Origin of the sequence: Massilia arenae, from assembly GCF_008014745.1 — a bacterium.
GTDB classification, from domain to species: Bacteria; Pseudomonadota; Gammaproteobacteria; order Burkholderiales; family Burkholderiaceae_D; genus Telluria; species Telluria arenae.
Genome location: NZ_VPFD01000010.1, coordinates 94,218 through 113,683, shown reverse-complemented (window position 1 = coordinate 113,683; position 19,466 = coordinate 94,218). Strand labels below are relative to the sequence as shown.

Below are 19,466 nucleotides of genomic sequence, written 5' to 3'. Positions count from 1 at the left end.
GCGCAAAAAAAACGCTGCCGAGGCAGCGTTTTTTCATGAACAGCCAGTGCTTAGTTACGCACGACTTTCTTGTATTCGTTGGTACGGGTGTCGATCTCGATCACGTCGTCCTGGCTCACGAACAGCGGCACCATGATGGTGTGCTGATGGGCTTCGATCGCGTTTTCCAGCTTGGCTTCTTTCAGGACGTTGCCCGAAGTGTTGCCCTTGACTGCTGGCTCCGAGTAAATGATCTGGCGAGCGATGATGGTCGGCAGTTCGACCGAGATGGCCTTGCCGTCATAGAACACGGCTTCGCATTCCATACCGTCTTTCAGGTAGTGCAGAGCGTCGCCCAGGTTCTCTTCTTCGATCTCGAACTGTTCGTAGTCGGCGTCCATGAACACGTACAGCGGGTCGGCGAAGTACGAGTAGGTGACCGGCTTCTTGTCCAGCACGACCACGTCGAACTTGTCGTCGCCGCGGAACACGTTTTCCAGCGGAGCGTTGGTCAGAAGATTCTTCATCTTCCACTTGTAGGTGAAGCCGGTGCGGCTCGAGCCGTTGACGTCGGAACGCAGCACGATGAATGGCTTTTCATCAACCATGATGATGTTGCCAACACGAATTTCTTTTGCGGGTTTCATAGGTATTTTACGTAAAAAGATAGTTGCATTAAATCATCGCGGGCTGGTGACTAAGAGCCTCGGAACCTGCGTTTGATCGTCGGAATCCGTTAGAAACTAACCGGGCATTATACTCGGTTTTCCTGCGCCTGCCCCAGCTCGCGCACGAAATCGAGCAGCTTCGTCGCCAAATCGCCATGCGCGGTGACCTGTTCGCCCCAGGCTTCGGCCTGCTCCGCGATACGCGGCAACTCGGCTTCCAGCGCCGTCCAGGCGGCCGTCCAGTCGCCGACCTCGCGCGCCCCGTTCCAGCCGAGCATGAAGGCAACCAGCGCCGGCAAGTCTTGCGCATAGGCCTGCAGGAAGGCGCGCAGCTTCTTGTGGTGCAGTTGCTCATCCTGCGGATAGATGTGCCAGACGAAGGGGCGCCCCGCCCATTGTGCGCGCACCCAGGAATCCTCGCCGCGCACGAAGTTCAGGTCGCAGGACCACAGCAGCAGGTCGTAGTCTTCCTGCGGCACGAAGGGCAGCACCCTCAGTGTCAGGGCGCCGCGGGTGGCGCTGGCGCCGGCCACCGCTGCGCTCCCGAGGAAGGCTTCGACCTGGGCGCGCGCCACATTCTCGGGCACCAGGCACAGGGTCGGCTGCGCCGCCTCGCGCCAGGTCCCGAACAAGGCATCGACCGGCGCCTCGGGATAGCAGAACAGCGACACCTTGCGCCAGGCCGCCTCTTCCGGCGCCACCCCAAAGCGGGAGAGGAACGCCGCGGCCTGGGCCGGATCCTGCTGGAAGGCGCGGCGGCGTGCGCCGAGGCCTGATTCGCACAGCAGGCCGCCGGTGCGCTCGTTAAAGCCAGGGAAGAAGAAATGCTTGGTCAGCTTCAGCCGCGGATGCATCGACGGCAGCCGGTGGCAGCCTTCAACCCACTCTTCGGCGGTCAAGCCTTCGTAATTGATCCATGCCGGACGCGGCGTGCGCGCCGCCATCGCCTCGACCCACGACGGCGGCAGCTCGCAGCCGAAGAACTCGATGACGACGTCGGGGATGTCCTCCACGCCATAGACGCCGTCCTGGCCGCCCCAGTGCCGTACGGCGACGCCCTGCACCGCCTGCATCGCCGCACCCGGATCGACTTGCGGACAGATGCGGCGAAAGCTCGCCAGGTCGTCCACCCACAGCGTGACCGCGACCCCATGCTCGTGGCGCAACTGGCGCGCCAGGCGCCAGCAGATGCCGATGTCGCCGTAGTTGTCGACGACCTTGCAAAAGATGGCCAGCGACGGCGCGGAAGCGTTCTGGAACATGGGTAAACAGTGGGCCCGTGAGGCAGCGGTGGCAGGGGTCGCCATTCTAACGCCATCCGACAAAATATCCCTGAGCACAGTGCAATCCGCGAAGAAACTTGGGCGTTTCTAGCGCGCGTCTGCGTTATCGCAATGACCAAAACGGAAGTGCGCATCGACCACCAGGAGCCAAAAACTTCGCCATCGACGCCCGGTCGAACAGCCTACCTGCAGGGAAGGCGGCCTCGATGGCGGCCCTTCCTGCCCTTCGCCTCGCGCCATTCCCTTGCGGCGCGAACAATGTGAACACGGCCGATCATGGCAGGCGCCAACCCGCTTCCTGCCTGCCGCGATATGGCCGACTACCTGGAGGAGTTACCATGAACGAGTATCAACAAGCAGGCTACCCACAACAATTCGGACCACAACAGTTTGCACCGCAATCGCTGGGCAGCATGTTCGGCGCGCCATTGGGTGGCCTGATCGGCCGCGGCATCGGCGGCCTGTTCAACAATTCCGGCCTGGGCGGCCGCATCGGCGAAACGGCCGGCGGCTTCCTGGGTCGTTTTTCGCCGTTGTCGGCCGATCCGTCGGGCGGCCTCGGCGGGCAACAACTGGACCCGCAACAGCTGCAAGAGCTGCAGCAACTACAGCAGCTCCAGCAATTGCAGCAGATTCAGCAGATGCAACAGCAACAGCAACAGCAACCGCAACAGCAAGGCCAGCTGACCCCGCAAGGCGGCTTCTTCGGCAACCTGATCAGCACGATCGGCAAGCCGGCCGGCAACCTGATCGGCAATCTGACCGGCAACCGCACCCTGGGCAATATCATCAGCGAAGGCTCCAGCTACGGGCGTTACGTGCCGTTCGGGGCCGAGCCGCAGGGCCAGCAACAAGGCCAGCAAGCATCGTCGCCGCTGGTCCAGCTGCAGCAACTGCAAGTGCTGCAACAGCAGTTGCATCAAGCGCTGCAGCAAATCCAGCAGCACCAAGCCGTGCTGCAGCAGCAAGTCGCCCAGCAGGGCGGCCAGCAAGGTGGCCAGATCGCCCCGCAAGGCTGGCTCAGCAATGCCATCACCCAATACGCTCGCCCGGTCGGCGGCTTCATCGGCGAACAGCTCGGCAACCAGGGCCTGGGCGCGGCGATCGGCAATGTCGCCAGCCAGTTGGGCCGCTACGTGCCGCTCGGCGCCGATCCCTACAGCCAGCAGCAGTTCGGCCAGCAGCAACTGGGGCAGCAGTTCGGCGGCCAGCAAATGCCGTACGGTGGCCAGCAGCTGCCTTACGGCGGCCAGCAAACCGTGCATTGAACCAGCTGCCGACTGCTCGATGCGCAAGGCTTGACGCTGATTGCCTGACGCTGACGGTCTGACGCTGATTGCCTAACGCTTATTGTCTAACGACATTGCGCCAGCCTGCCGCGGGCACCAGCCAGCGGCAGGCTGGCATTCAGGAGCCCCGCCATGCCGGCATCCCTGCCTCCCACGCTCGGCCGCTATATCGTGCGCGCCGCCAACGATGACAACGCACTTGCCAAGTTTCTCGCGACTCTGGGCACCGAACCAAGCGTGCAATTGGTCGACATTATCGGGCCCTCTTCCGGGCCGCCGCACACGGCCGTCGTCGAAACCGACGCGCCGACCGCCGAACGGCTGCGGCAACAGACTCTTCACCAGTTAACGATCGAACCGGACCAGCCGCTCTCTCTCTCCGACTGAGCGGTCCCGGGCAAAGGACATCCCATGCCAAAACATACGAAAGGCTCCGCCGGCGAAGCCCAGGAGACGACCAACCCGACTCCTGACGGCGCAGGAGCCAAGCGCAGCGCGTCCGCCGCCACTGCAGGCGCCATCAATGGCGCCACGACCATCGCACGCGGCCGTCCGGTCGCCGAGCGCAAGAAAAAATACCTGGTCGCGCCACGCGCGGCGGTCACCGGCGCCTTCGGCACCAGCAGCTGGGTCGCGCCGCTGGGCCTGTCGGCAGTCCAGCAAGCCCTGCACGCCCTGCCCGACATCGACGTGGTCGACACCATCGCCACCCGCGGCGGCATGGCGCCGGCCGGATTCAGCCCGGCCGCCATGGGCGAACCGGCGGACGGCGTGGTGGTGGCGCGCATGACCGACCAGAAGGCGGGCGAACTGCTGCAGCGGGGGCAGGGCCAGTTGCTGGTCGAGCGCGACCAGCATCTGGAATTGCTCGACCCCATGCTGCGCCGCCCCGACCTCGTCAGTTCGCTGACGCCCTACAGCGGACCGCAGGCCGAGCTGCTGCTGGCCGTGGTCGGCAAGGACGGCGTGCCGCTACCCGACGTCGAGGTCTCGCTATTCGGCGGTGCGCTGCCGAGCTCCGCGGTTACCGGCCCCGACGGGGTCGCCCACCTGCGCCTGTATGGCGAAGACGCGCACACGATCAGCGGCCTGTACGTCAAGCCGCGCACCGATTACTGGAGCCACTACCAGCGCGACCCCGACCTGAGCCTGGACGAAGCCAATGTCGTCATGCTGCACCCGCTGGCCGATTGGCCGGCGCTGCGGGGCATGCCGCAGCAGAGCGCCATGGGCTGGGGCGCGCGCGCCATGCGCCTCGACCAGGTACCCCAGCAATTCAGGGGGCGCGGGGTCAAGATCGCCGTCATCGATTCCGGCGGCGCCACCACGCATGGCAACCTCAGCCAGATCCATGCCGGCTTCGACGTCGTCAACAAACAAGTCGACCGCTCCACCTGGAACGTCGATACGCTTGGGCACGGCTCGCACTGCGCCGGCGTCATCGCCGCCGCCGATCCGGCCTGGGGCATACGCGGCTTCGCGCCCGAGGCCGAGATCCACGTCTGCAAGCTGTTCCCCGGCGGCCAGGTCAGCCAGTTGATCGATGCGCTCGAGTACTGCATCGAACAGGGGATCGACGTCGTCAACCTGAGCCTGGGCGGCGGATCGCCGTCCGAAGCGCTGGAACGGCAGATCGTGCGCGCCAAGCAGGCCGGCGTCGCCTGCATCGCCGCGGCCGGCAACTCGTCCTCGGCCGTCCAGTACCCGGCTTCGTCGCCGCATGTGCTGGCGGTGGCGGCGATCGGCAAGATCGGCGAGTTCCCGCCAGATAGCTACCATGCAGAAACCCTCAGCCCGGACAGCGATATGCAGGGTTTCTTTACGGCGAAATTCAGCTGCTTCGGGCCGCAGGTCGACGTCTGCGCTCCGGGCGTGGCCGTGGTGTCGTCCGTTCCCCCGAACAACTTCGCGGCCTGGGACGGCACCTCGATGGCGGCGCCCCACGTCACCGGCCTTGCCGCCCTGGTGCTGGCCCACCGCCCCGAGTTCCAGTCGATGTCGCTGCCGCGCTCGCCGGAACGGGTCGAGCGCCTGTTCCAGGTGTTGCGGATGAGCGCACGCCCCGTCACGCTGAGCGATCCGAACCGGATCGGCTATGGCTTGCCGGACGCCCTGGTGGCGCTGGGCCTGCCCGTGGCGCAGCCCGGCATGGCGTGGCAAGCTGCGGCCGCCGGTTTCGGCATTCCTGCTGGGATGTTCGCTGGGCTACCAGGTGACGGAGCCCGCCTGGGCATGGGACCGCCAGGCACCGGTGGCGCCGGCCAGCCTGGAACGATGCAATATCCATTCGGAGGCTTGCGACCGTCGGGGTGGTGATGCCGCTCAGAAGATGACAGCGGCCGGGAATGCGGCCCGGCATGGATTGCGTCCACAGTGCTACGAACGCAGCGCACAAAGAAAAACCGGAGCCCCGCTCTCGCGGCCGGCTCCGGCTATCTGTATGGCGTCCCCACGGGGATTCGAACCCCGGTACTCACCGTGAAAGGGTGATGTCCTAGGCCTCTAGACGATGGGGACCTAAAACTGTATTGCGACTACTCTACTACTACTTTGCCCGAATGGACACACTTCTGCCGGCACAATAGAAAAACCGGAGCACCTCTCCGCGTATTCGCGTTGGTCTACTCCGGTTTTAAGCTGGCGTCCCCACGGGGATTCGAACCCCGGTACTCACCGTGAAAGGGTGATGTCCTAGGCCTCTAGACGATGGGGACCTAAAACTGCACAAAACTTAAACTACCGACTACCTTACCATGCGCCGCCGCTGGCGCGGCGCATTGCCATATTCTTGGCGTCCCCACGGGGATTCGAACCCCGGTACTCACCGTGAAAGGGTGATGTCCTAGGCCTCTAGACGATAGGGACCCTAGTAACTCCGATACTACTTGCTGCTGTTTTCCATCGTGGTGGAGGTAAGCGGGATCGAACCGCTGACCTCTTGCATGCCATGCAAGCGCTCTCCCAGCTGAGCTATACCCCCTACGAGAAAACAACATTTTACTACACTGCTACTGCTTCGACTAGTGCCGCTTGCGCTGCCTTCATCCGGTCATTCTTGCCAGTTACCTGGCGTCCCCACGGGGATTCGAACCCCGGTACTCACCGTGAAAGGGTGATGTCCTAGGCCTCTAGACGATGGGGACCGGGAACAACCGATTACTGCTTTTACTACTCTACTACCTTACTGCCACTTCAGAGTTGGTGGAGGTAAGCGGGATCGAACCGCTGACCTCTTGCATGCCATGCAAGCGCTCTCCCAGCTGAGCTATACCCCCGCAGTGCTGAAGTGCGAGCATTATATAGGACGACCTTGCATTTCGCAAAGTCCGTTTTTAGCGTTTGTGGTCAGCGCCATTCAACGTTCTTTCTTGCGTCGGGTCGGCGGGTCTTCCCGCCGACGCGGCGATCGTTATCGGCGTCGCTATCGTGCCGGATGATCTGGCTGCCAACCATCACCGCGTCGGCGGCGGAGCGCGGGGCCGCCGAGGCCGACCCTACGCCTTCTTGCAGCCCTTGTTACAGGCCCTTCTGTACCCGCGCCAGCACGACATCACGGCCGAACAGCTCCAGCACCGCATCGATCGCCGGCGTCTGCAGCTGGCCCGTCAACAGCAGGCGCAGCGGCATGGCCAGTTGCGGCATCTTGAGGCTGTGCGCGGCCAGCACTTCCTTCAGCATGGCCGCCAGCGCCGCCTTGTTCCACTCCACGGTGGCAGAGCGCTCGGCGAAGGTGGTCAGCGCGGCGCGTACGGCGTCGGTCAGGTGCAGGGCCAGCAATTCCGGATCAGGCTGCGGATCGCGGTAGAACAGCATCGCCGCATCGGCCAGCTCGTTGATCGTGTTGACGCGTTCCTTCATCAGGCCCAGCACGGTCGGCAGCGCCGGGGCGCCGTCGAAGCGCGCGCCGTCGCGTTCCAGCTTCGGCTGCGCCAGCTGCGCAAGGCGCTCGTTGTCGGTCTGCTTGATATAGTGGTTGTTCAGCCAGCCCAGCTTTTCGGGGTTGAACTGGGCCGCCGATGCGGTCAGGTGTTCCAGGTTGAACCACTCGGTGAACTGCTCCATCGAGAAGATCTCATCGTCGCCGTGGCTCCAGCCCAGGCGCGCCAGGTAGTTCAGCATCGCTTCCGGCAGATAGCCCTGCTCCGGGTATTCCATCACGCTCACCGCGCCGTGGCGCTTGGACAGCTTCTGGCCGTCGGCGCCCAGGATCATCGGCAGGTGGCCATACTGCGGCAGCTCGGCGCCGAGCGCGCGCAGGATGTTGATCTGGCGCGGGGTGTTGTTCACGTGGTCGTCGCCGCGCAGCACGTGGGTGATCTTCATGTCCCAGTCGTCGACCGCGACGCAGAAGTTATAGGTCGGGGTGCCGTCCGGGCGCGCGATGACCAGGTCGTCCAGTTCCTTGTTGCCGATCGTGATCGGGCCCTTGACCACGTCGGTCCAGGTCACTTCGCCGTCCAGCGGATTCTTGAAGCGCACCACCGGCTTGACGCCTTCCGGCACCGCCGGCAGGGTCTTGCCGGCTTCCGGCCGCCAGGTGCCGTCGTAGCGCGGCTTGTCGCCGGCCGCGCGCATGCGCTCGCGCATCGCTTCGACTTCGTCCGGCGAGCAGTAGCACAGATAGGCGGTGCCGGCGTCCAGCATGCCCTTGACCACCTCGCGGTAGCGGTCCATGCGCTGCATCTGGTAGAACGGGCCTTCGTCGTGGTCCAGGCCCAGCCACTTCATGCCGTCCAGGATCGCCTGCACCGCTTCCGGCGTCGAACGTTCGAGGTCGGTGTCTTCGATGCGCAGGATGAAGGTACCGCCGAAGTGGCGGGCATAGGCCCAGGAATACAGCGCGGTGCGGGCGCCGCCCAGGTGGAGGTAGCCGGTCGGGCTGGGAGCGAATCGGGTGCGGACGGTCATGGCAGAAAGCAATCAGGTAAAAGAGCGTATTCTACCCCGTTGCCCTGCCCCCGGCTGCATCGGTCAGCCGCCCGCAGCCCCTCCCTGAGCCACCCGTTCCTGAGCCGCCCGTTCCTGAGCCACCCTTTCCTGCGCCGCCCCGGCCGCCCTGCGCGCATCGAGATAGGCGGCCAGCTGGGCCACGGTCTGGTATTCATACAAAATCTCGGCATTGATCGCCATCCCGGTCTGGCGCTCGAGGGCCAAAGCCACCGGCATCGCCGACAGCGAATCCAGTCCCACCTCGGCGAAAGGCTGGTCGTCGCCCAGCGTCTCGACGCCGCCATCCAGGCCGTACAGCAGGCAGCGCCGCACCAGCGCGCGAGTATCGTCCGCCTCCGCCTCCGTCTCTCCCTTCGCCTGAGCCTGCGGCAGTACCGGCGCCGGCTCCGCCGTGGGCATCCACTCCGGCGCCAGCAAGGGATCGCGCCTGCGGTCCTCATCGGCCGCCTCCTGTTCCGGCGTGCCGATCGCCTCGGCATAGGCGGCGATGCGCGCCGCCAGGGTCGCGGGCGCCGACGGCGCGCCGCCCTGTTTCAGTTGCGCCAGCAGCGCCGACCAGCGGCGCCGCGCCCAGGGGGCGGCCTGGCCGTCGCCGCAGGCGGCCACCAGTAGGGTCCAGGCGCACAGTTCGCCGGCCAAATAGCTTGGGCAGGCCGCGCCGGCTGCCTGCAGCGCCGCGCGCGCCTGCTGCGCTACGTCGGGCGCGTCCAGCACGTCCGCGGCGAACGCCAGGCAAGCGCCGTCCAGCGCGCCGGCGCCCAGGTGCACGTACAGCGCCTCGGTCGGCCCCTCCAGGATGCGCATCACGCGCGCATCGCGCATCAGCAGCGGCGCCAGGTTCGGCTCCAGGTAGCCGCGCCCGCCCAGCAGCTGCATCAGCATGTCGGCCGCCTCCCACAGCAGCTCCGAGGCCACGCACTTGCAGGCCATGCAGGCTTCCTGCGGCAGCCCGCCCTGGCCGCCACGGACTCCCCCTTGTTCGTCATGGGCGCCGAGCGCGCGCACCAGCGCCTCGAGCGCGCCGATCGCGCCGGTCAGCTCGTCCAGGCGCGCCAGCGTCACCGGATGCTCGAGCAGGCGCCCGCCCGCCACCTCGCGCCGGCTGGCATAGCGCAGCATCAGCTGGGCGCAGCGCTTCATGCCGCCCACGCACAGCGCGCCGATCCCGAGCCGGGCGAAGGCCATCGCGTCGCGCGCCACCTCCATCCCGGCGCCCGGCTGACCCAGCACGTGGGTATCGGGCACGAACACGTCGTCGAAGCGCAGCGCGTTCTGGACCATGGCACGCATGCCCATGGTCAGCGCCTCGGCTTCCTGGCAGAGGCCCGGCGCGTCGTCCGGCAGCAACAGCGCTACCGTCCCCAGCGCCATCCCCTCTTCGTCGAGCGCGCGCGCCACCACCGTGATCCAGCCGGCCCAGTTGGCCAGGCCGATCAGGTGCTTGTCGCCGTTCAGGCGCCAGCCGCCGGCACAGCGCTGGGCGCGGGTGCGCATCGCCAGCGGATTGGCGCCCGCCGCCGGCTCGGTCAGCGCGAACGCGGCCAGCTGGCGCCCACCGGCCAGGTGCGGGGCCACCGCCGCGCGCAGGCGCTCGGGCGCGAAGCGCAGCACCGGCCGCAAACCCAGGCCGTTGTGCACCCCGACCGCCGTCGCCAGGGTCAGGTCGATCGCGGCCAGCTGCTCCATCAGGCGCAGCAGGTCGCCGGTCGCCAGTGCCTTGCCGCCCAGGGCGACCGGCGCCTGCATGCCGAGAAAACCGTGATTGCCCAGGTCGAGCAGGACGTGCGGCGGCATCGTGCGGCGCTCGTCCATCAGGCGCGAGTCGAGCCGGCGCGGCGCCCAGCGCCGCAGCCAGTCGCGCATTTCTCCCGCCGTGCGCCGGCTTTGCTCGGCCGCGCCCAGGTCGCGCGCGTCGCTGCTGCGGCGGCGCGGATGTAGTTCACGGGCCGCGTACACCACGTCCAGTTCCTCGCGCGCGGCCAGCGCGCGGCACAGCGCGCGCTGCACCTTGCCGCTGCTGGTACGCGGAAAGGACCCGGGCCGCACCAGCACCAGCAGTTCGACCGTGGTGCCGAAGCGGCTGGCCACGGCGCTGCGGATGCGCCCGACCAGCGCGTCGAGCTGGGCCAGGCTGGCGGCGTCGCTGCGCCCGCGGCGGGCGATGCGCACCAGGCGGCGATCGGCTTCCAGCACGATCGCCAGCCGCTCCTGGCCGCCGTCGTCGACGCCGAACACCGCGCAGCGGTTCGGCTCCAGGAAGCCGGCCACCTCTTCCACCAGCATCTCGACGTCTTGCGGGTAGATGTTGCGGCCATTGACGATCACCAGGTCTTTCAGTCGCCCGGTGATATACAGCTCGCCGTCGCGCACGAAGCCCAGGTCGCCGGTGCGCAGCCAGGGCCCGGCGCCGTCCGCCAGCCTCGCCTCGAACGCGGCTTGCGCCACGAAGGGCGCGTTGCGGTAGCCGCGCGCCACCGCCGCGCCGGCCAGCCAGATCTCGCCGACCCGGCCCGGGCCCGCCGGACGGCAGCTGTGCGGATCGACCGCCAGCAGCTCCACGCCCGGCGCCGGCGGGCCGCAGCTCACCAGCTCGCGCGCATCGGGGTCGCTGCGATCGGCCTCACGCACCTGGCCCGCCTCGAGCCGAGACTGGCTGAGCTCGAAGATGCGCGGCGCCTGCCCGCGCGGACCGCCCGCCGCCAGCAGGGTGTGCTCGGCCAGGCCGTAGCAGGGAAAGATCGCGCCGGGACGCAGCCCGCACTCGGCGAAGGCCGCGAACAGGCGGCGCACGGTGGCCGCGCGCACCGGCTCGGCGCCGTTGTAGGCCACGGTCAGGCAGGACAGGTCGAGCCGGGCCTTGTCCTCCGGCGTGGCGCGGCGCGCGCACAGGTCCCAGGCGAAGTCGGGGGCGCCGGCGCAGGTGGCGCGGTAGGTGTGGATCGCCTCCAGCCAGCGCTGCGGCTGGCGCAGGAAGGTCGCCGGCGCCATCAGCACCGAGCGAAAGCCCACGCTGACCGGCGTGACGATACTGCCCACCAGGCCCATGTCGTGGAACGGCGGCAGCCAGCTCACCATCACGCTGTCGGCATCGAAGCCGAAGGCGGCGCGGATCATGGCGACGTTGGCCGCCAGGCTGGCATGGCCGACTTCGACGCCGCGCGGCGCCGTGGTGGAGCCGGAGGTGTACTGGATGAAGGCCAGCGCATCCGGCGCAACCATCGGTAGTGGCGCCGGCACTCCTTGCAGCCCGTCGGTGCACAGCAGGCGTGTACGTCCTCCATCCATCACGAAGGCCAGGCCGGCCGCCGCCTCGCGCAGGGCCAGCGCCAGCGCCGGATCGGCGTCGACCAGCAGCGCGCGCAGGTGCCGCTCGCCTTCGTTGCGGCGCGGCAGCGGGGCCGGCACCGCCACCAGGCCGGCGCGCAGGCAGGCGAAGAACGCGATCACGAAGGCCAGGCCGGGCGGATACAGGAGCAATGCCCGCTCGCCCGGCGCGGCCTCGCGCGCCAGCTGACCGGCCAGCACATCGACGCGCGCGGCCAGCTCGCCATTGCTGAGGGATTCCTCGCGCCCGTCCTCGCGCAGGAAGGTGAAGGCGGTGCGTTCGGGCGCGGTGCGCGCGTGGCGCTCCAGCTGGCGCAGGACGAACGCCGCCTGCAGCGGCTCGCTCTCAGCCACGATAGCGCCCCTGGCAGGCCTGGCGCGGCGACTTGCCGGCAAACACGCCGGCGCCGGCGCGGCCGCAGGCGTTGGCGACCAGGCTGGCCCCGCGCCGCAGCTGGGCCGGCGTGTGCTGGGCCATCAGCTGCAGCCGCAGCCGCGCCGCGCCGAGCGGCACGCCGGGAAACTCGACCGGGTTGACGAACACCGCATCGCGCGCCAGCAGCATGCCGGCCACCCGCGCCGCGCTTTCCTGGCCGGTCCACACCGGCACGATCGGCGACGGGCCGCCCAGGCAATGCAGGCCCGAACAGCCCAGCAGCGCGCGCAGCTCGACCGCATTGCGCAGCAGGTCGGCGCGCAGGCCGTCGCCCTCGCCCGATGCGGCGATGCGCAGGCTTTCCAATGCCACCGCCGCCTGCATCGGCGACAGCGCGTTCGAGAACATGTGCGGGCCGGCGTACAGCTGCAGCTGGCGCCGCGCCGCCTGGTGGGCGCAGGCGACGAAGCCGCCGTTGGTGGCGAAGGTCTTGGAAAAGCTGCCCATCACGATGTCGATCCGTCCCAGCATGCGCTGGCTGGCCACCACCCCGCCGCCACCCGGCCCCAGCGCGCCCAGGTCGTGCGCCACGTCGACCAGCAGGGTCGCGCCGTATTCGCGGCACAGGTGCTGCAGCAGCGGCAGGTCGGGACTGTCCGCGTCCATGCTGAACAGGCCCTCGGTCACCACCAGGATGCCGTTGACGGCATCCATCGCGCGGATCCGCGCCAGCAGCTCGCGCACGTGGTCGCAGTCGAGGTGGCGGTGCACCAGCACGTTGCGGGTGGCGCAGGCCGCGCCCTGGCGCAGCGAGGCGTGGGCCAGGGCGTCGATCACCACGTGGTCGGCGCCGTGCACCAGGGCCGTGATCGCGCCGAAGGCCGCCGCCCAGCCGGTCGGGAACAGCACCAGCTGGTCCAGGCCCAGCAGCTCGCCGAGGGCGGTTTCCAGCGCCTGCGAATGGTGGGTATTGCCCAGCAAGACGGCCGAGCCGGCGCTGTGCGGCCCGGCGTCGTGCAGCGCGCGCCGGGCTGCCTCGTGCACCGCTGGATGGGCGGCCAGCGACAGGTAATCCTGGGACGCGAAATTGATGCCGCGCGCGGGCGGCGCGCCATCTTCGGTCACGCTCGCCAGCGGACCGGGCGCACCGACCAGCACCCGGCCGTAGGGCCAGACGCCGTGGCGGGCACGCAGCGCCACCCAGGCGTCGAGCGCGCCGCCGCGGCGCAGCAGGTCGGGCCCGCGCGGCTGGGCGAACTGGGCGACGTTACCGTCCAGGGCACCGGAAGCGCCAAGGGCCGCCGGGTCGCGCACGGGGTCGAAGGGAATCGATTCATTCTGCACGGCGTCCTCCGGCTACGGATTCAAGAATACGGGTTGGCGGGAGCATGGCATCGGCGCACTCGCGCGCCTGGCGCGCCAGCAAGGCCGCCACCAGCTCGGGCGACAGCGGCCGGTCGAACAGGTAACCCTGGGCGGCATCGACACCCATCGCGCACAGGTCGCCCAGCTGTTCCGGCGTCTCGACCGCTTCGGCGATCACCGAGAGACCGAGCCGGTGCGCCATCGCCACGATGCTGTCGGCGACGGCATAGGCGCGCGCGCGGCCGCTGGCGGCGCCCAGGCGGCGCACGAACAGGCCATCCATCTTGAGGATATCCACCGGCAGCTCGCACAGGTAGTTCAGGCTCGAGTAGCCGGTGCCGAAATCGTCGATCGAGACCAGCACGCCGGCCTGCCGCAACTGGCTGATCACGGCGCAGTTGGCGGCCAGGTCCTCGATCAGGATGCCTTCGGTGATCTCGAGGTCGAGGCAGGCGGGCGGCATCCCGGTCTCGGCCACGATGGCCAGCATGCGCGCGGCCAGGCCCGGTTCGCGCAGCTGGCGCGCCGACAGGTTGACCGCGGTTTTTATCTCCGGCAGGCCGGCGGCGCGCCAGGCGCGGTTCTGCAGGCAGGCGCAGCGCAGCACCCACTCGCCGATCGGGACGATCATGCCCGTCTCCTCGGCCAGGGGGATGAAGCGGCCCGGGTCGATCCGGCCGTACACCGGATGCTGCCAGCGCAGCAGCGCCTCGACCCCGATCACGCGCCGCTCGCGCAGCTCGACCTGCGGCTGGTATTCAATAAACAGCTGGCCCTGGGCCAGGGCGTCGCGCAAGTCGTTCTTCAGGGCCAGCCGTTCGCTCTGCGGCGGGGGCAGTACGCTGGCGACGCCGTCGCCCGCGCCCGGGCCGGCGCCGCTGCCGGCATACACGCGCACGATGTTCTGGCCCCAGCCCTTGGCGCTGCGCATTGCGATGTCGGCGCGCTTGAGCAGCGCGTCGAGGTCGCAGTCCGGCGCCGGATAGAGCGCGATCCCTACCGCCAGCGTCACGTAGCAATCGCGGCCGGCGACCGACAACGGCGCCGTGAAGCGGTCGAGGATCTTGTCGGCCACCAGCAGGGCGTCGGGCTGGCCGCCCAGGTCTTCCAGCAAGGCCACGAATTCGTCGCCGCCCCAGCGCGCCACCGTGTCGCAGTCGCGCAGGCAGCGCCGGATCGCGCCGCCGGCCTGGTGCAGCAGGATGTCGCCGGCCTCGTAGCCGAGGGCGTCGTTGACTTCCTTGAAGCGGTTGATGTTCAGCAGCAGCAGCGCCACCACGCGGCCGTTGCGGCGTGCGCGGTCCATCGCATGGCGCAGGCGGTCGCGCAGCAGGCGCCGGTTCAGGAGGCCCGTCAGCTGGTCGCGCTGGAAGCCGTCGGCGCCGTCCAGCGGCGCACGGGCGTCAGTGACCGGCGCGGCCAGGCTTCTTGCGACTTCGGCCGGGCCATCGTCGCCATGGCATAGCACCCGGTTGCGGCCGCCCGACTTGGCCAGGTACAGGGCCTGGTCGGCGCGCACGATGGTTTGCGCCACCTTTTCGCCCAGCCGGTATTCGGCCACGCCGGCCGACACCGTCAAGGTGATCGTGCGTTCGCCGTCGCTGCAGCGCAGGCCCTCGACCGCGCCGCGCACCCGCTCGGCCAGCGCGATCGCGCTCGCCGCCGGCGTCTCGGGCAACATCAGGAGGAACTCTTCGCCGCCATAGCGCCCGAAGGCGTCGAGCGCGCGCAACTGGTCCTGCACCGTGCGGGCGAAGGCGCGCAGCACGGTGTCGCCGGCCGCGTGGCCATAGGTGTCGTTGATGCGCTTGAAGAAATCGATGTCGAACAGGCACAGGCAGAATTCGCTGCCATTGCGGTCGGCGCGCTCCTTCTCTTTTTCCACCAGGTCGAGCAGGAAGCGGCGGTTATGGATGCCGGTCAGCTCGTCGCGGATCGCCAGCTCGTTGATCGTGGCCAGCGCCTGGCGCAGGCGCGAGAAGCCGTCGTTCTTGGTCAGCTCGAACAGCAGCACGAACACCAGCACCACGACGTACAGGCCAAGGTCGCACACCAGGTGCAGCAGCGGCATGTGGGTAGCAGGCGCCAGCGGCTGGGCCAGGCCGTTCGCCTCCAGCAGGTAGATCAGGGTGGCGCTGGCGCAGCTCATGGCCAGCCACACGCCGGCGCAGCGCTTCCCGCCCAGGAACATCGCCACCACCGGTCCCGTGATCAGCCAGCTGACGGTGGGCGAGACGATGCCGCCCAGGTGCCAACTGAGCCAACTGAAGTTGAAGAACAGCGCGCACAGGAAGACTTCGCGCGCCGCGACCACGCTGCCGGTCAGGCGCAGCACGGGCGGGGCCGACAGCATCACCGCGCAGCACAGCAGGATCTCGACCGCCGCCGTCTCCAGGCCCAGCAGCCAGTAGGCGAGCGCATACAGCGGCCCGGCGGTGCCGGCCATCACCGCCGCGTTCACCACATTGGCGGCGCGCGCCGCCTGGGCCGCATCCTGCTGCAGCGCGGCGGGGATGAAGCGCTGCGCGACGCCCAGGTAGCGCCCGCTCCACCGCTGTGTGCTGTCGTCGTCCATGTGATTCCCAATACCTGTTCTGCACACTTGTGCGGTGGTCGCTCAAGGTCAGAGTGTAGGTAGGGAATTTCCTAATGACTTTATTTTCAAACAGATAGACAGCAGGAAAATGCTGACGGAACAGCGCAGTTTCGGGATGCGAAATGAATGACGCGCGCCAACAACAAGGTGTGGGCGCGCGTCGGTGCAGGCATTAGCGCGGGGCTCACGCCCCGGCTTACATCAGTCGTTCTTGACGACGATGCTCGGGAACTTGCTGCTCATGTCCTTCGCCTTTTCGGCGATCTTGATCGCCACTTTACGCGCGATCTGCTTGTAGACGGCAGCCACCGCGCCGTCCGGATCGGCGACCACGGTTGGACGGCCGGCGTCGGCCTGTTCGCGGATCGCCATCGTCAGCGGCAGCGCGCCCAGGAAGTCGATGCCGAAGTCGGCGCACATCTTCTCGCCGCCGCCATGGCCGAAGATCGCTTCGGTGTGGCCGCAATTGGTGCAGGTATGGGTGCTCATGTTCTCGACCACGCCCAGGATCGGGATGCCGACCTTCTCGAACATCTTGAGGCCCTTGCGCGCGTCGAGCAGGGCGATGTCTTGCGGGGTGGTGACGATCACGGCGCCGGTGACCGGCACTTTCTGCGACAGCGTCAGCTGGATGTCGCCGGTGCCTGGCGGCATGTCGACGATCAGGTAATCAAGGTCGCGCCAGTTGGTCTGTTCCAGCAACTGCTGCAGCGCGCCGCTGGCCATCGGGCCGCGCCACACCATCGGCTCGTCCGGATCGATCATGAAGCCGACCGACGACACCTGGATGCCGTGGTTTTCCAACGGTTCCATGCTCTTGTTGTCGTGGCTGACCGGACGGCCGGAGACACCCAGCATCATCGGCTGCGACGGGCCGTAGATGTCGGCGTCCAGGATGCCGACGCTGGCGCCCTCGGCGGACAGCGCCAGGGCCAGGTTGACGGCCGTGGTCGATTTACCAACACCGCCCTTGCCCGAGGCGACGGCGATGATGTTCTTGACGTTAGGCATGACCTTCATGCCGCGCTGAACGGTGTGCGACACGATCTTGCTGTAGGCGCGGATGGCGACGCCTTCGACGCCGGGCAGTTCCAGCACGGCGGCAGCGGCCATGCCGCGCAGCATTTCGACCTGGCTGGCGGCCGGGTAGCCCAGTTCCAGCTCGAAGCTGACCTGGCCGCCTTCGATCTTGATGTTCTTGACCGACTTGGTCGTGACGAAATCTTTTTGGGTGTTAGGATCGATGACTTCCGACAAAGCCGTCTTGACGTCGTTCTCAGTGATGCTCATGGTGCTCTCCGGATGATATTGGGGCGAAGTGTAGCGCAAAACGGCCTGCAAGCTGGTCCGAAGGGCCGAAAGTCGGCCAATACCCCCTGAGCGCGCAGGGCCATCCACTGGTAAAATGCTTCTTTTCATATAACCCGAGCGTTTCGACACCATGACCCGCAAGCTGTTCGTCACCACCGCACTGCCCTACGCCAATGCTGCCTTCCATATCGGCCACATGATGGAATACATCCAGGCCGACATCTGGGTGCGCTTCCAGCGAATGCAGCGCGAAGGCAACGTGCACAGCGGTGCTCAGCGCGAGGTGCATTTCGTCTGCGCCGACGATACCCACGGCACGCCGATCATGATCGCGGCCGAGAAGGAAGGCATCACGCCGCAGGAATTCGTGGCCAAGATCGCCGCCGGCCGCCCGCAATACCTGGACGGCTTCCACATCGCCTTCGACAACTGGTATTCGACCGATTCGCCGGAAAACGTCGAGCTCTCGCAGGGCATCTACCGCAAGCTGCGCGATGCCGGCCTGATCGTCACCAAGACCGTCGACCGCTTCTACGACACCGCCAAGGGCATGTTCCTGGCCGACCGCAACATCAAGGGCGAATGCCCGGTCTGTCACGCCAAGGACCAGTATGGCGACAACTGCGAAGTGTGCGGCGCCGCCTACCAGCCGACCGAACTGATCAACCCGTTCTCGGTGTTCACCGGCTCGACCCCGGTGCTGAAACCGTCGGAGCAGTATTTCTTCAAGCTGTCCGACCCGCGCTGCTTCACCTTCCTGAAGGAATGGCTGAACACCCCGGGCCGCCTGCAGCCCGAGATGGTCAACAAGGTCTCGGAATGGCTGGGAGAAGAAGGCGAGAAACTGGCCGACTGGGACATCTCGCGCGACGCGCCCTACTTCGGCATCCCGATTCCAGATGCGCCGGGCAAATTCTTCTATGTGTGGCTGGACGCGCCGGTCGGCTACCTGGCCAGCCTGAAAAACTACTTCGCCAAGCAGGGCCAGGATTTCGACACCTTCCTGAATGACCCGGACGCCGAGCAGCTGCACTTCATCGGCAAGGATATCGTCTCCTTCCACCTGCTGTTCTGGCCGGCCATGCTCAATTTCTCGGGCCACCCGATTATCGACAAGCTGAAGGTCGCAGTGCACGGCCACCTGACCGTGAACAACGAAAAGATGTCCAAGTCGCGCGGCACCGGCATTTCCCCGCTGCGCTACCTGGAACTGGGCATGAACCCGGAATGGCTGCGCTACTACCTGGCCTTCAAGCTCAACGCCCGGGTCGAAGACCTGGACTTCAATGGCGACGACTTCGTGGCCCGCGTGAATAGCGACCTGATCGGCAAATACGTCAATATCGCCAGCCGCTGCGCCGGTTTCATCGCCAAGCGCTTCGACGGCAAGCTGGCCGACAGCCTGTCGCAGACCGCCCGCGACACCATCTGCAAGGCCTTGATGGCGGACGGCGCCGAGCGCCAGACCAGCATCGCCGCCGCCTTCGAGGCGCGCGAATACGGCCGCGCCCTGCGCGAGATCATGGAAATCGCCGACGTCATCAACCAGTACGTCGACGAATACAAGCCATGGCTGCTGGCCAAGGACGAAACCAAGACCGCGGAACTGCACGACGTGTGCACCACGGCCCTCATCCTGTTCCGCCAGCTGACCATCATGCTGGCGCCGGTGCTGCCGAACGTGGCCACGCGCGTGGCCGAATTCCTGGGCGATGCAGAACTGAGCTGGGCCGACACCCATGGCGCCGCCGTTTACGAAACCATGCTCGGCCGCACCATCGGCACCTATGCCCACCTGATGCAGCGCGTCGATGCCAAGATGGTCGAGAACCTGTTCGACAAGCCGGCCGTGGCCGCCGTTCCCGCTCCGGCAGCAAAGGTTGAGGCCGCGCAAGCCCCGGCAGCCGCCGGCGACAGCGACATCGAAGCCCTGGCCCCGGAAATCTCGATCGACGACTTCACCAAGATCGACCTGCGCGTGGCGAAGATCGTCAACTGCGAACACGTCGAAGGCTCGAGCAAGCTGCTGCGCCTGACGCTGGACGTGGGCGAAGGCCGTCACCGCAATGTGTTCTCGGGCATCAAGTCGGCCTACCAGCCGGAAGACCTGATCGGCAAGCTGACCGTGCTGGTCGCCAACCTGGCGCCGCGCAAGATGAAATTCGGCGTGTCCGAAGGCATGGTACTGTGCGCCTCGGCAGCCGACGAGAAAACGAACCCGGGCCTGTACCTGCTGGACCCGATGCCGGGCGCGACGCCAGGCATGCGCATCCGTTAAATCCGCAAGGCAAGAGGCTATCCTGACACCGGCAACGCCGGTCGTAG

At 67.3% G+C, this 19,466-nt stretch carries 11 protein-coding genes and 6 tRNA genes; 4 read left to right on the top strand and 13 right to left on the bottom strand.

All coding sequences use genetic code 11. From position 1 onward, the window contains the following. Positions 1-50 precede the first annotated feature (50 nt). Together FVD38_RS11075 and earP are read right to left on the bottom strand one after the other, a co-directional pair. Positions 51-626, bottom strand: a complete 576-nt coding sequence (locus FVD38_RS11075; RefSeq protein ID WP_123072262.1) for an elongation factor P — start codon at positions 624-626, stop codon at positions 51-53. 107 nt (positions 627-733) lie between these two features. Next, on the bottom strand, positions 734-1,909 hold the full coding sequence (gene earP / locus FVD38_RS11070; RefSeq protein ID WP_147934866.1) for an elongation factor P maturation arginine rhamnosyltransferase EarP: 1,176 nt from the start codon (positions 1,907-1,909) through the stop codon (positions 734-736). Positions 1,910-2,268: 359 nt separating this feature from the next. Here earP and FVD38_RS11065 point away from each other — a divergent pair, with 359 nt between their 5' ends. The 3 genes from FVD38_RS11065 to FVD38_RS11055 all read left to right on the top strand — a co-directional run bounded on the left by FVD38_RS11065 (position 2,269) and on the right by FVD38_RS11055 (position 5,535). Further along, positions 2,269-3,198 carry a hypothetical protein gene (locus FVD38_RS11065; protein WP_147934865.1) on the top strand — a complete coding sequence of 310 codons (930 nt, stop codon included), beginning with the start codon at positions 2,269-2,271 and terminating at the stop codon, positions 3,196-3,198. A gap of 153 nt (positions 3,199-3,351) precedes the next feature. Continuing rightward, positions 3,352-3,606 (top strand): hypothetical protein, encoded by a 255-nt coding sequence (locus tag FVD38_RS11060; RefSeq protein ID WP_147934864.1) that lies wholly within the window; start codon positions 3,352-3,354, stop codon positions 3,604-3,606. Positions 3,607-3,630: 24 nt separating this feature from the next. Then, positions 3,631-5,535, top strand: a complete 1,905-nt coding sequence (locus FVD38_RS11055) for a S8 family serine peptidase (RefSeq protein WP_147934863.1) — start codon at positions 3,631-3,633, stop codon at positions 5,533-5,535. A 125-nt stretch (positions 5,536-5,660) separates the two neighbouring features. Here FVD38_RS11055 and FVD38_RS11050 read toward each other — a convergent pair. The 11 genes from FVD38_RS11050 to apbC all read right to left on the bottom strand — a co-directional run bounded on the left by FVD38_RS11050 (position 5,661) and on the right by apbC (position 17,120). Then, positions 5,661-5,736: transfer RNA gene (locus tag FVD38_RS11050), tRNA-Glu, on the bottom strand. Positions 5,737-5,857: 121 nt separating this feature from the next. Beyond that, a tRNA-Glu gene (locus tag FVD38_RS11045) sits at positions 5,858-5,933 on the bottom strand. A 75-nt stretch (positions 5,934-6,008) separates the two neighbouring features. Then, positions 6,009-6,084 (bottom strand) — tRNA-Glu (locus FVD38_RS11040). Between the two features lie 39 nt (positions 6,085-6,123). Then, positions 6,124-6,199: transfer RNA gene (locus tag FVD38_RS11035), tRNA-Ala, on the bottom strand. Positions 6,200-6,286: 87 nt separating this feature from the next. Continuing rightward, positions 6,287-6,362 (bottom strand) — tRNA-Glu (locus tag FVD38_RS11030). 56 nt (positions 6,363-6,418) lie between these two features. Continuing rightward, positions 6,419-6,494 (bottom strand) — tRNA-Ala (locus FVD38_RS11025). A gap of 241 nt (positions 6,495-6,735) precedes the next feature. After that, positions 6,736-8,127 (bottom strand): glutamate--tRNA ligase, encoded by a 1,392-nt coding sequence (gltX, locus tag FVD38_RS11020; protein WP_147934862.1) that lies wholly within the window; start codon positions 8,125-8,127, stop codon positions 6,736-6,738. Positions 8,128-8,190: 63 nt separating this feature from the next. Further along, a complete protein-coding gene (locus FVD38_RS11015; protein WP_229493589.1) occupies positions 8,191-11,847 on the bottom strand; it encodes an AMP-binding protein in 3,657 nt (1,218 codons plus the stop codon). Continuing rightward, a complete protein-coding gene (locus tag FVD38_RS11010) occupies positions 11,840-13,213 on the bottom strand; it encodes an aminotransferase class I/II-fold pyridoxal phosphate-dependent enzyme (RefSeq protein ID WP_147934861.1) in 1,374 nt (457 codons plus the stop codon). Before FVD38_RS11010 ends, FVD38_RS11015 begins: the two co-directional genes overlap by 8 nt. Then, the gene (locus tag FVD38_RS11005; protein WP_147934860.1) at positions 13,203-15,809 is read right to left on the bottom strand and encodes a diguanylate cyclase; all 2,607 of its coding nucleotides are present in this window, start codon (positions 15,807-15,809) and stop codon (positions 13,203-13,205) included. Before FVD38_RS11005 ends, FVD38_RS11010 begins: the two co-directional genes overlap by 11 nt. Positions 15,810-16,031: 222 nt before the next feature. Beyond that, positions 16,032-17,120, bottom strand: coding sequence for an iron-sulfur cluster carrier protein ApbC (gene apbC / locus FVD38_RS11000; RefSeq protein ID WP_123068152.1), 1,089 nt, complete (start codon positions 17,118-17,120; stop codon positions 16,032-16,034). A 151-nt stretch (positions 17,121-17,271) separates the two neighbouring features. Here apbC and metG point away from each other — a divergent pair, with 151 nt between their 5' ends. Further along, the gene (metG, locus tag FVD38_RS10995) at positions 17,272-19,419 is read left to right on the top strand and encodes a methionine--tRNA ligase (protein ID WP_147934859.1); all 2,148 of its coding nucleotides are present in this window, start codon (positions 17,272-17,274) and stop codon (positions 19,417-19,419) included. Positions 19,420-19,466 lie beyond the last annotated feature (47 nt).